13 protein-coding genes are annotated in these 12536 nt (G+C 43.8%); 1 reads left to right on the top strand and 12 read right to left on the bottom strand.

The window, feature by feature from the left end; genetic code table 11:
• Positions 1-17: 17 nt before the first annotated feature.
• Complete coding sequence (locus ACTB00_RS06340; protein ID WP_463299074.1) at positions 18-674, bottom strand: DUF4159 domain-containing protein; 657 nt, start codon at positions 672-674, stop codon at positions 18-20.
• Between the two features lie 361 nt (positions 675-1035).
• On the opposite strand from ACTB00_RS06340, the gene ACTB00_RS06335 reads away from it, so the two are divergent.
• The gene (locus ACTB00_RS06335; RefSeq protein WP_463299073.1) at positions 1036-2268 is read left to right on the top strand and encodes an aminotransferase class I/II-fold pyridoxal phosphate-dependent enzyme; all 1233 of its coding nucleotides are present in this window, start codon (positions 1036-1038) and stop codon (positions 2266-2268) included.
• A 3-nt stretch (positions 2269-2271) separates the two neighbouring features.
• Here ACTB00_RS06335 and ACTB00_RS06330 read toward each other — a convergent pair whose 3' ends face one another.
• From ACTB00_RS06330 to ACTB00_RS06280, 11 genes are all read right to left on the bottom strand, one after another.
• A complete protein-coding gene (locus ACTB00_RS06330; RefSeq protein WP_463299072.1) occupies positions 2272-3027 on the bottom strand; it encodes a LytR/AlgR family response regulator transcription factor in 756 nt (251 codons plus the stop codon).
• Complete coding sequence (locus ACTB00_RS06325; RefSeq protein ID WP_463299071.1) at positions 3008-4096, bottom strand: sensor histidine kinase; 1089 nt, start codon at positions 4094-4096, stop codon at positions 3008-3010. The genes ACTB00_RS06330 and ACTB00_RS06325 overlap by 20 nt, the downstream gene beginning before the upstream one ends.
• Positions 4097-4238: 142 nt before the next feature.
• Positions 4239-4874, bottom strand: a complete 636-nt coding sequence (locus ACTB00_RS06320; RefSeq protein ID WP_463299070.1) for a hypothetical protein — start codon at positions 4872-4874, stop codon at positions 4239-4241.
• A 214-nt stretch (positions 4875-5088) separates the two neighbouring features.
• Complete coding sequence (locus tag ACTB00_RS06315; RefSeq protein WP_463299069.1) at positions 5089-5655, bottom strand: hypothetical protein; 567 nt, start codon at positions 5653-5655, stop codon at positions 5089-5091.
• A 167-nt stretch (positions 5656-5822) separates the two neighbouring features.
• Positions 5823-6845, bottom strand: coding sequence for a uroporphyrinogen decarboxylase (gene hemE, locus ACTB00_RS06310; RefSeq protein WP_463299068.1), 1023 nt, complete (start codon positions 6843-6845; stop codon positions 5823-5825).
• An 81-nt stretch (positions 6846-6926) separates the two neighbouring features.
• A complete protein-coding gene (hemL, locus tag ACTB00_RS06305) occupies positions 6927-8219 on the bottom strand; it encodes a glutamate-1-semialdehyde 2,1-aminomutase (RefSeq protein WP_463299067.1) in 1293 nt (430 codons plus the stop codon).
• A 59-nt stretch (positions 8220-8278) separates the two neighbouring features.
• Positions 8279-9271 carry a porphobilinogen synthase gene (gene hemB / locus ACTB00_RS06300; protein ID WP_463299066.1) on the bottom strand — a complete coding sequence of 331 codons (993 nt, stop codon included), beginning with the start codon at positions 9269-9271 and terminating at the stop codon, positions 8279-8281.
• A 4-nt stretch (positions 9272-9275) separates the two neighbouring features.
• The gene (locus tag ACTB00_RS06295) at positions 9276-10034 is read right to left on the bottom strand and encodes a uroporphyrinogen-III synthase (RefSeq protein ID WP_463299065.1); all 759 of its coding nucleotides are present in this window, start codon (positions 10032-10034) and stop codon (positions 9276-9278) included.
• 4 nt (positions 10035-10038) lie between these two features.
• Complete coding sequence (gene hemC, locus ACTB00_RS06290) at positions 10039-10968, bottom strand: hydroxymethylbilane synthase (RefSeq protein WP_463299064.1); 930 nt, start codon at positions 10966-10968, stop codon at positions 10039-10041.
• Positions 10961-12211, bottom strand: a complete 1251-nt coding sequence (gene hemA, locus ACTB00_RS06285) for a glutamyl-tRNA reductase (protein ID WP_463299063.1) — start codon at positions 12209-12211, stop codon at positions 10961-10963. Before hemA ends, hemC begins: the two co-directional genes overlap by 8 nt.
• 55 nt (positions 12212-12266) lie before the next feature.
• On the bottom strand, positions 12267-12536 hold a 270-nt coding region (locus ACTB00_RS06280), incomplete at its 5' end, for a hypothetical protein (RefSeq protein ID WP_463299062.1).

Below are 12536 nucleotides of genomic sequence, written 5' to 3'. Positions count from 1 at the left end.
TGTTGTTTTTTGAGTTGTTAGTTGTTGAAGACGTATGAAATCAGGTTCGCACCCATTTGCAAAGCTTTCTTCCGAACGTTGGGCGTGTCGTTGTGCACCGAAGGGTCTTCCCATCCGTCCGAGATATCGGACTCGTAGGTGTAAAAACAAACCAAGCGGTCTTCAATGAATAAACCAAACCCTTGCGGCCGCTTATTATCGTGCTCATGAATTTTAGGTAAGCCGTTTTCGAACCGGTATTTTTGCTGATAGATCGGATGATCTGCAGGCAACTCCACAAACTCTTGTTCCGGGAAAACCTTTTTCATTTCGCGCCGAATGTAGGAGTTAAGCCCATAATTATCATCGATGTATAAAAAACCACCAGCCTCCAGATACAACCGCAGGTTTCTGCTCTCTTCTTCAGAAAAAATGATGTTGCCATGCCCGGTGATGTGGACAAATGGATAGTTGAACAGCTCAATACTCCCGGGTTCTACAGTTGCCGGCTCCGGATCGATATTGGTTTGGAGTTCCTGGTTGCAAAAACGAATCAGGTTGGGCAAAGCTGTCGGATCAGCATACCAGTCGCCACCACCTTTGTACTTGACCAGTGCCAACTTTAAATTGGGGTTTTGGCCGAAAAGGGTAGCGGAAAATAAGAAAAGGAGTAGTGTTAAAAGCTTTCTGTTCATCGCTTAATTCTTGGATGAACAAAGATAATAAGATAAGCCGTTGTGTGAAACCTGTTCAAAATGATTTCGCAATTTTATTTACCAGTCTGTGCTGCGTATTTCCCGAAATGGAAAAGTTTGAGAATCATGGAAGCCATTTGAAAACGGTCGAATGCAATTGTTTTGCATCGTCTTCAGCTTTTACCTGCTCAAAACAAGTTCATTGAGAGCTGAAAGACCACCCCTCGCACCCAAATAAAAGAGCCAGTTAGATGATTTTTACACTGAGTGAACTTAGCTGATTTTACCGAAGGGGATAATTTTCTAGAACCGATTTAAATTAGAGCTGTTATCTTTGCGAAGGATTTACAAAAGAAGAAGAATGAAGAAGAGTTTTACAACCCGATCGTTACATGTCCCATTCCCCAAAAAGGATGTTCACCGCTCGTTAGATATGCCGATATACGAATCAGTTGCTTTTGAGTTTGATTCGGCGGAAGATATAGCTGCTAATTTTAGAGGCGAACTGCCGGCGCATGTGTATTCGCGTACCAGCAACCCAACGGTTGAGTATTTTGAGCAGAAGCTGAAAGCCTTAACGGGAGCTCACCATGTACTGGCACTTTCATCGGGCATGTCGGCCATTACGAATACCATTTTAGCCATTTGTAAAAGTGGCGACAATATAATTTCGGGCAACCATTTGTTTGCTCATTCTTATTCCTTATTCGATCAAACCCTTCGGAACTACGGATTAGAAACACGCTTTACCGATACCACCAAGGCTGATGAGGTAGAAAAACTGGTTGACGAAAATACCCGGGCCATTTATTTCGAAACGGTAACCAACCCGCAACTGGAAATAGCAGATATTTTAAAACTCTCGGACATCGCAAAAAAATATAAGCTGCTGTTGATTTCGGATAGCACCATTACGCCACCGGTTTGTTTCAATGCCAAAGACTTTGGAATTGACATTGAAGTGATGTCGACTACCAAGCACATTTCGGGTGGAGCAACTTCGTTTGGAGGCGTGATTGTGGATCATGGAACCTACGATTGGCAATTAAATCCGAACCTGAAGCCCTTGGTTGAGAAATTTGGGAAAGACACGTTTGTAGGTCGTCTGCGCAAAAACTACTACCGAAACACCGGAGGCGCGATGACCGCTCATACCGCTCACTACCAAATTTTGGGCTTGGATTTGTTGGAGTTACGCTTCGAACGTTCGTATGACAACTGTATGACTCTTGGCGAATTCCTGGGCAACCATCCCGAGGTGAAGGGCGTGACTTATCCCGGTTTGAAAAACGCCGCGAACTACGATCTGGCCAAGGTGCAGTTTGATGGAAAGCCCGGGACGATCATAACCTTTGACCTGGAATCGGAGCAAGCTTGCTTTGCCTTTATGAACCGCTTGCAACTCATCCGCCGTGCGACCAACCTGAACGACAATAAATCGTTGATTATTCACCCCTGGTCAACCATTTATGTTGAGTTTTCGGAAGCAGATCGCCTGGCTATGAAAATAAAGCCAACGGCCATGCGCCTTTCGGTTGGCATTGAATCGGCTGACGATTTAATTGCCGATATTGAACAGGCGCTGAACGGCTAGCAGTCAGGAATCCAGCCACTCCTTAAACCGGGCTGAGCGCTCAATGCTTACCAGGCTATCTTTATCATCTTGGGTCGTGGGAGTTAATACCAGCTTCACACGTCCGCGCGACCAGGCATACATTTTATCAATAGCTGCCATGTTAATGATGTATTTTCGGTTGATTCGAAAATAGTGTTCCGGGCTTAACAGCTCTTCCAGCTTGTCGAGCGAGTATTCGACCGGGTAAGACTTATTGGTAAACGTTGTAAGAAAGACCGATTTGTCCATGGCATAAAAATAGGCAATTTCCGAAGTTTCAACCTTTTGTATTTTTTCGCCGTACGAAACCAGGAACCGTTTTTTATAAGGCTGTTGTTGTCCGGTGAGCATGGGGTGTAAACTTTCGAAATTGATGCTGAAAGCCGCTTTCATCTTTTTATACTTCTCCAGACTTTCTACTAAATCGTCTTTCCTGATAGGTTTCAGTAAATAGGAGATGCTATTGAGTTGAAACGCCTTGATGGAGTATTGATCGTAGGCGGTGGTAAAAATGATGGGAATATTCACCGGAACCTGCTCAAAAATGCTGAAGCTTAATCCGTCGGATAGCTGAATGTCGAGAAAAATTAAGTCGGCGGTTTGGTTCATTAGCCAGCTGACCGATTCTTTGATGGAACCCAGCTTGGCGGCGACCTGGTATTGCGGGTTTATTTCCAGTAAGAGGTTTTCGAGCCGGTCGGCAGCTACTTTTTCATCTTCAATGATTAATACGCGCATAATCGTCTGGTTTTAAAAGTGGCAGTTCAACTTGATAGCGGTTATTTTTTACAATAAAACGAGGCACTTGCCGGCCGATCAGGGCATAGCGTTTTGTAACATTGTTTTGTCCAATTCCGGTTGATTTGCTTTGCGAAAATCTGGGCTGAAGCTTGTTTTTAATGACAAGTGTGTCTTCGGCTGTTGCCACCGAAATGGTTAAGGGTTTATTCTCGTTGATGATATTGTGTTTGATGGCATTCTCCAGCACTACCTGCAACGAAAGTGGTGGAAGCAACCGGCTCAAAAATTCAGATGAAACATCTATTTCCAGTGAAAGAGACTCGCCATAACGCATCTGCTGTAAGCTAAAGTATGATTGTATAAAAGCCAGTTCTTCTTTCAAACTTACAACGGGTTGCTCAATGGTTTCCAGCACATACCGATAAATCAAGGCAAACTCATCAACAAATTGCTGGGCTTTCTTCGAATCGCTTTCAATTAGTCCCGATAACACATTCAAACTATTAAACATGAAATGAGGATTGATTTGCTGCTTAAGCATTTCATACTTTATTTGCGAAAGTTCCTGTTCGAGCAGGCTTGCTTTCACTCGTGTTTGGTTGTACTCGAAGAAGTAAATACGAGCCTCCAGAACAATCATCAACAGCAGATTGACGACCGCATAAATCAGGGCATTTTTGATGAGCACAGCATTGAGCTCGTTGGTGTAGGCACTAATCCAGTAAGCTGTAAGGGTTATGATGGTTGAAATAACGACTGCTATAATTACGGTTAACGACAATTGAATGATCAGCCGTTTCACTGTGTTTGCCGTACTCCAGGGGAGTCGGTAATTGAGGTGGCGGATAACAAATAAATCGGGGTAAGCCACCATGAACGCCGAAAGGAGACTTAAAAATGAATTGTAAACCAATCGAATTCCGAAATGGCCAAGATCATTCACCGGGTAATAGCCCGTGAAGTGGTTGTAAGTAATAATAATCAGTTGCACGCCAACGGCCAGTCCGAGCAGTAAGCGGAATAGCCTTTTGAATGGAAAAAGCTGGTTGATTGGCTGAAGAGGCATCGCGTATTGGTTCACTTTATGGGAGAATTGGTTTTGCTTTAAAATTACATAAAAATGAAAAACCCTCTCCCGATTATCAAAATAGATTGATTAAAAATCCGGTTCATGCCTAATTGGTCACAAACCGGATTTGCTGTTTTGCTTAAAATATACCGTAGCGAACAGTGATACCGGCATTGAATTTCTGCAATACATCTTCTTCAACCCCCAACATTTTTATAGGCGAAGTATTCCGATACGATCCTTCGAGGCCAACCCACCAGTTGCCGGCCACATGAATCATAAATTCGGCTCCAAATTCATTGGCAGCAAAACGTTCGGCATCGATGTATTCATCTGTCCAGGTCAACGCTTTGCGGTATTCTTTATCGTACTGATAGAACAGTAAACCCATGCCACTGGTCCATGAAATGCTTAGTTTACCCCAGTTGTTAAACGGTACGAGGTATTCTAAAAACATACCCGAATAGGCTCCCTGCAAATGGTAAGTTCCGTCGGTTACCAACTGGCTTAACTCGTGGTCGTAGTTCAGTGCGCTATGAGCCAGCCCAATTCCCCAATGTTCGTCAATCACTACACCAACACGGGCTGTGAGCCAGTTAGCCGATTCATCCATTACCGTTGAGTAGGTTCCCCCCAGGCTTCCGTACATCCCCACGGTGTGTTCTTTTTTCTTCCCTTTATAGCTGAAAAGGTAATTTTTGTTTGTTTCCTGTGCTGTTGAGATTATGCACATCACCAAAAATAACAGGCTTAAAAAAATCGCTTTTGTTTTCATCGTTTCAATTGTTTAACGTGTTTGTTTTAAATTTCACTTCAAAACTAGCGTGGCAACACCGAACCGAAAACGATAAGATGACGAGCCTGCAAAATGGGGGAATGAACCTGTTTTTATTCGGATGAATGGGATGAGATAAACGATATGGTACCACTTTGATTGTCGCTTGCCGCCGTTCTGAAAATAGGAAGAAAATCTGGCAAGCTGTTTCCAGCTACCGGGTGGAATCGATACCTAATGCGTTTAGGCTGGTGTCCATTGAACGGCTTGTCGGATCAACCGAATTTTCGAGGCTGCAAGCTTGCGTGGCTTTACGCTGAAATGCGTTTGATAGCTTCTCCATGCGCATGGGGATGCAACAAAACACGTTTTTTTTGATGCCCACGGCCGTGGTGGTGCCCCCAAATATGTTTGAAACCATAATTGGCATCATGGAGATGAGCGCAAACACGTTTGAAGCTATCTCCATGCTCATGGGGACGCAAGCAAACGCGTTTGAAGCCATCTCCACGCGGATGGTGACGTAAGCAAACGCGTTTGAAACCTTCACCCACGCCATGGGGAGGCTTGTTTTACAGTTAGTTAAGGGTTTTGGTGGCTGTTTTCCTTGCGCATCGCCATTTTGAGCCGTTTCGCGTAAAAATGACAAGCTCATATCGCAGACGGATAGATCCCGCTCCCAAATTCTCCTCCTCGAAAAAGGAAGAGTCCGGGCTTTGGCCGGGGAGGTGGTTGCTTTTTTCTGCCCCGGATTTATAGCCGAGCCAACTTGAAATACCAAAAACGTTTAGGTTAATACACTAACAGGTTACGGCCTTCGCCGGAATGAGGGATGAAAACAGATCGTAGAAGACACAAATACCAAGGTTTCGGACATCATCCGGTTTCTATCCGTTCACATTAATGGAATGCCCGCAATAAGAACAGTTCGTTACAACTAGTCGGGTTTCACCATTTGGTACTTTTTATCCAATCGACCACAAACTTGGCATTTTCGTAGGGTATGTCCGGTAAAAATCCGTGCCCCAGGTTGAAAATCCATTTGCTGTTCTTCTGGAAAAATGGTTTGTATTTCTCCAATTCCAGGGCGATCTCTTCCTGGCTGGCATACAGGTGGCGTGGATCCAAATTTCCCTGCAGACCAACTTCGGCGTGTACAATCTCGCGGGCATCTTCAATCGGCATTTGCCAGTCGATGCTTACAAAATCAGCAATATCCGGGGTCATGTATTTCAAACCGGTACCAATGCCTTTTGGGAAAAAGATAAATGGCGTGCCGGTGTCGCGCACAGCACGACTAATTTTTACTACCGCCGGCATAAACAGTTCGTTGTAGAGCTCCACCGGAATTAGGTTGGCATGCGTTTCGAACAACTGAAACGCGCTGATGCCATGCTCCACTTGCTTTTTCGCATAGATGACCGAAAAGTCAGCAATTGCGTCAATTAGCCGCTTAGCTTCCTTTTTGTGTTGAAACAGAAACTTGATGGCATCGGGGAAATTGGGGTTCGAACTGAAGCCCTGTAGCATGTAACACATGGTCGTTAGAGGTGCCCCACAAAAGCCAATTAACGGGGTGTTCGCAGGTCGTTGACGAATAATTTCATCAATTGCCCCATAGATATACTCCAATTTGGCAGGATCAGGATTCAGGTGATCGGCCGGTTTACTCAGCCCTTTTAATGGCTTGTTGAATACCGGCCCATGGTCGGTAAATTCCAGTTCCATGCCCATGGCATTCGGAATCACCAAAATGTCGGAAAACAGGATGGCGGCATCAACGCCCAAATCCTGGATCGGCATCAAGGTCACTTCAGCAGCCAGCTTGGCATCATCCATCAACTCGCGGAAGGTGTATTTTTCCTTCAGCTGATTATAGTTGGGTAAAACCCGTCCGGCTTGGCGCATAAACCAAACCGGAGGTCGTTCCGTTTTTTTCCCTTGAAGTGTATCTAAAAATAGTGATTGCATCGTTTCGTATTTAGTCGTGAGAAATGAGAGGGGAGCACGGAGTTCTGAATGCTGCCCTCCGCTATGATTCCAACTTACGCGTTACAGACTTCTTAAGGCTTTTTCGTTAGCCGCAATGATTGTCTCGATATCCTCGTCGGTGTGAGCGTCAGATACAAACAGGCACTCAAATTGCGATGGAGCCAAATAGATCCCACTTTCCAGCGATTTTTTGAAATAGCGGGCATATTTAGAGGTATCAGAAGTCATCGCATCCTCGAAGCTTTTCACGGTTTCATTTTCGGTGAAGAACAAGGTCATCATCGACCCCATGCGATTAATAACACCCGATACACCTGTTTTTTCAAGATTGGCTCGTAATCCGGCTTCCAGTTTGGCAGCCTTACGTTCCAGCTCTTCGTATATCGAAGGATTCTTTTTCAAGGTTGTTAACATGACCAAGCCGGCAGCCATGGCCAATGGGTTTCCCGATAATGTTCCGGCCTGATAAACCGGACCATCAGGTGCCAGTTGATTCATAATTTCTTCGCGTCCGCCATAAGCTCCAACAGGCAAGCCTCCGCCAATAATTTTACCGAGGGTTGTCAGGTCTGGTTCCACACCAAAACGTTTTTGAGCACCTCCGGCCGATAATCGGAATCCAGTGATCACTTCATCAAAAATAAGCAGTGCACCGTATTGTTGTGTTATCTTTTTCAAGCCTTTCAGAAAACCTTCTTCCGGAAGTACAACTCCCATGTTTCCGGCTACCGGCTCTATGATAATGGCAGCAATATGGTCGCCGTGTTCTTTAAAAAGTTTTTCAACTGATTCGAGATTGTTGTAATCTGCCGTTAGTGTGTCTTTTGCTGTCGCTTTTGTTACTCCCGGGCTATCAGGCAATCCCAGGGTAATGGCACCCGATCCGGCTTTGATTAAGAAACTGTCGGCATGTCCGTGAAAACAGCCTGCAAACTTCACCACCTTATCCCGACCGGTGAATCCGCGGGCCAATCGCAGCGCACTCATGGTTGCTTCTGTGCCGGAGTTTACCATGCGAACTTTATCGATGGAAGGAATCATGCTGACAATCAGCTCGGCCATTTCATTCTCGATGAGGGTAGGGGCACCATAGCTGGTTCCCAACTCAGCAGCTTGTTGCACTGCTTTTACAATTTTGTCGTTGGCATGTCCCAGAATTAGCGGTCCCCAGGAGGATACAAAGTCGAGGTATTCGTTACCATCAATATCCCACACTTTTGCACCTTTGGCTTTGGCTATAAATACCGGATCGGCATCTACGCTTTTAAATGCACGGACCGGAGAGTTAACGCCTCCGGGTATTCTTTTTTTTGCTTGATCGAATGCTTGTATGCTTTTTTCGTATGTCATCATTTGAAGTTCAATGTTTTGAGTTTAAAGTTTTGAGTTTAAAGTTTCGAGTTGTTCGTTACTTATACCCGGTTTCCTTTTTCAAGTTCACTTAAAACAAATTCCTTGGCGTGGTAGGTGATAATCACGTCAGCACCTGCGCGTTTTAGGGAAGTCAGTATTTCTTTGATCAGTCGTTGTTCGTCGATCCAGCCATTGGCAGCAGCGGCTTTTACCATCGAAAATTCGCCACTTACATTGTAGGCCACTACCGGTACATTATAAGTCATTTTCACCCGGCTGATGATATCCATATAGCTCAAGGCAGGTTTTACCATCACCATGTCGGCTCCTTCTTCCAGGTCGGTTTCCACTTCGCGAAGGGCTTCATCGCCGTTGGCCGGATCCATCTGATACGTATTCCGGTCACCAAATTGGGGTGCACTGTCGGCAGCATCGCGGAAAGGTCCGTAAAAACCCGATGCATATTTGGCCGAATAAGCCATGATTGGTGTATTTTGAAAGCCACTTTCATCCAATGCTGCGCGGATGGCTGCTACACGACCATCCATCATATCGCTTGGTGCAATAATATCAGCGCCGGATTTCGCCAAAGTAACTGATTGTGCTGCCAGTGTTTTCAGCGTGCTATCATTGTCCACATCGCCATCGACAATGGTTCCGCAGTGTCCGTGTTTGGTGTATTCGCAGTTGCAAACATCAGCCACGATAACCACATCGGGTAGTTCCGCTTTAATTGCCCGAATGGCTTGCGGTACAATTGCGTCATGCTGGCAAGCCACTGCTCCGGTTTCATCTTTTTCGGCAGGAATACCAAAAAGTAAGATTTTATCGACGCCTGTTCGCTCAACCAGGTCTTTTACTTCTTTCACCAACAAGTCAATCGACAATTGAAAGTTGCCCGGCATTGATTTGATTGGATTGCTGATATTTTCGCCGGGAACTACGAAATAAGGCATAATTAAATCATCGCGGTTCACTTCGGTTTCGCGCACCATATTTCTGATGGCTGCTGTTTTTCTTAATCTTCTGAGTCGTGTAATTGGAAAGCTCATATTGTTAGTCTTTTATGGTCGTTTTATTCGATTTTAAATACTGAATGGTTGTTTCTGCTAATCCCAAATAACTTGTTTTTTTTGCTGTTGCCAGTGCTACAGCTTGATATTCGTTGATCGCAGCGGTCGTTGTTTTTCCAATACTGATAAAACGTAATTGCTTTGGACTTATTTTTATCTTTTCAACTAACGCTTTTACCGCCGAAGGACTGGTCGCAATTAGTGCATCGTATTGATTGGATTCGACTAAATTAAGGATTTTGGGATCAACGGATTGGACAAAACGGGTTTCATAAACGTTAACCCGCTCCACATTCGCTTTTTGTTTGAATTTATGCAGTAGCGTGTCCTTTGCCAGATTTCCAAGGATTAGTAATATCCGCTCATTTCCTTTGAGCTTTGCCATAAATTCATCGGCAAAGTCTCCGGACGATTTCCCGGATCCTACAAAAGTAGGAACTATTCCTTTTTGCATAAGCATTTCGGCTGTTTTAAGGCCTATGGCTGCTATTTTATTCGATAGCTCCGGGTGGTTGGAAACAAAAGAAGGTACCGCATTTTTGCTGGTAAAAACCAGCCAATCATAATCGGTTAGCTTTCGTTTCGTTTTGAACGGTATCGAAGTGGTTTCGATCAGTGGCATCGCATGTACGGTTGCTCCGCTTTGAGCAAGCATTTCATAAAACCGATCGTGCTTCCGTTGAGGATAAGTGCAAATGACCGTTCGGTCTTTTAATATGTTACTTTCATCATTTGTTGACATCTGTTTACGCGGGTCTGATGCTGTCCAGAATTTCTTTACCACCATCGTCCAAAATGGACTGGGCTAATTCAATGGCTTTTTCCGACGCTTCATCCAGTGTGGAATTCACCGATTTTCTGATTAATGTCTTTCCATCTAAACTGGCAACCATTGCGGTGAGTGTGATTTGCTCCCCATCAATTTCAGAATAGCAGCCTACAGGTACCTGACAACCACCCTCAAGGGTTCGGAGGAGTGAACGTTCTGCCAGCGTTGTTGCCCGGGTCATCTCATCAGTAATGGCATCAAGTAGCGACTGGACCAACTCATCTTCTTCACGAATCTCAATGGCAATGGCTCCCTGACTAACCGCCGGAATCATCACGTCAGTATCAATAAACTCCGTAATTATTTCGTCATACCCTAAACGTAAAATACCCGCTCCGGCCATAATCAGTCCATCGCAATGGCCATCTTTCATTTTCTGAAGTCGGGTTTCTACATTCCCACGAATGTCAACAATCGTTAGTTCGGGATTGAAATGCAATACTTGCGATTGGCGTCGCAAACTTGAGGTGGCTATTTTATCTTTTGCGGTGAAATCAGCCAATTTGCGTCCATCCTTCGAAATAAAAACATCACGAACTTCAGCTCGTTCCAACATGCCACCGATGATTAAATTTTCGGGGAGTTCTGTTGGGAGATCTTTTAAGCTGTGGACAGCCAAATCAATTTCGTTGTCGTAAAGTGCTTGTTCAATTTCTTTGGTGAAAAGTCCTTTATCGCCAATTTTCGAAAGGGCAACGTCCAGAATTTTATCACCCTTTGTTTTGATGATTTTTAACTCAAAATTATCGGTGGGGTGTACTTTTTCCAGTTCTTTTTTTACAGTCTCTGCTTGCCACAGGGCAAGTTTGCTTCCACGGGTTCCGATCCTGATTGTTTTTTTACTCATGAGTAGGGGAGAAAAGATCGTTTATTACTTTTATATATTCAGTTTTTCGGCCATTATCGCTGATGGTTTTTAGGTTTTTAATCATCGATTTCACCAGTTTTTCAGCGATATGTTTACCGTATTTTTCCATGTTCTGGAATTCTTCTTCGTTATGAAATTTCCTGAAGACTTCCAGTTCCGATGTATTGATCTCGTGTACACCCATAATGATATTTTGAATGGCCGGTGATAAATTTTGAACGCTTAACCAATCGGCATATTCATGGGCTTTTTTCTTGATGATTTTTTCGGCAGTCGAAATGTAGGTTTTCTTCTTCTCCATGTTTTGGGCAACCACTTCCTTTAGGTCATCCACGTTGTATAGGGCAATGTTTTCAATGTCGGTTACTTTGGGATCGATGTTGCGCGGTACACCAAGGTCAATAAAAACGGTTTGTTTATTGGTATTCTCCGCGCTGAGCATATCAGGGGTAATCAGCGGTTTTTTGCAGGTAATTGAACTGACCACGATGTCAGCCTCACGAATACCAGTCTGGAGTTCTTTAAAATTCAGTGCACTTCCTCCAAAACGTCCGGCAAGTTCTTCTGCTTTTGACATTGTCCGGTTTGAGACAATAATATTTTGACATCCCTTTTTAGCCAGGTTTTTTATAACCAGTTCTCCGGTTTCTCCTGCACCAATCAATAATATCTTTTTATCAGGTAGTTGTTCGAAAATGCTGTTGCATTTTTCTACCGCCGCGTAACTGACTGAGAATGCTCCGCTGCTAAGTGCCGTTTTTGTGCGTACCTGTTTTCCCGTTTCCAGTGCTTTATAAAACAGTCGGGTCAATATCTTGCCAGCAGAACCAATCTCTTCAGCATGGTTGATGGCTTCTTTAACTTGCGAAACAATTTGATATTCGCCCAACACCATTGATTCCAGTCCGGAAATTACATGGAATAAATGCGAAACGGCACTTTGAGTTTCGTATTTGTAAAAATGAGATTCAATGGCATCTTCTTCCTGAATATGTGCTTTCAGGAAATGAAATAAGATATGGAAAGCTCCTGGAGAGCAACATTCTTCGGCGGTAAAATACAACTCTGTCCGGTTGCAAGTTGAGATGATGACCAGTTCATCAATATTTTTATCTTTCAATATCGTTTGTGATAAATCGGTATACTCATCCTTCGTAAGAGCAAATTTCTCACGAATGCTTACAGGTGCCGATTTATGACTTAAGCCTACTACTCCAATCATGCGTTTTGAAAATAAATGAAAGTTTGGTTATTGATTTCTTCTTTTTTTGAATGTACTAAGAAATCACAATCGGAGGAGATAAGCCAAAGAAAGTGTGGTAAATATCAAATGAATACTTTCTGTGATTACTAATTGTAAAGCTATTCCCGTCAGGTTTAGGGACTAAAAGATTATCAGCTTTAGATAAAGCTGTTTGGCTAGATTTATAATCAGGTGTAGTTTTTTCCGATACATCGAAAAAATAGCAACTATTGTTGTTTGCACTAATTTGAGCCGATTGGCTGCCAGAGTCTTTGTATTCAATGTTTTTTTCTGTGAGTTCAGC

The organism is Sunxiuqinia sp. (assembly GCF_055140945.1).
This window is presented reverse-complemented; position numbering and strand designations above follow the sequence as displayed.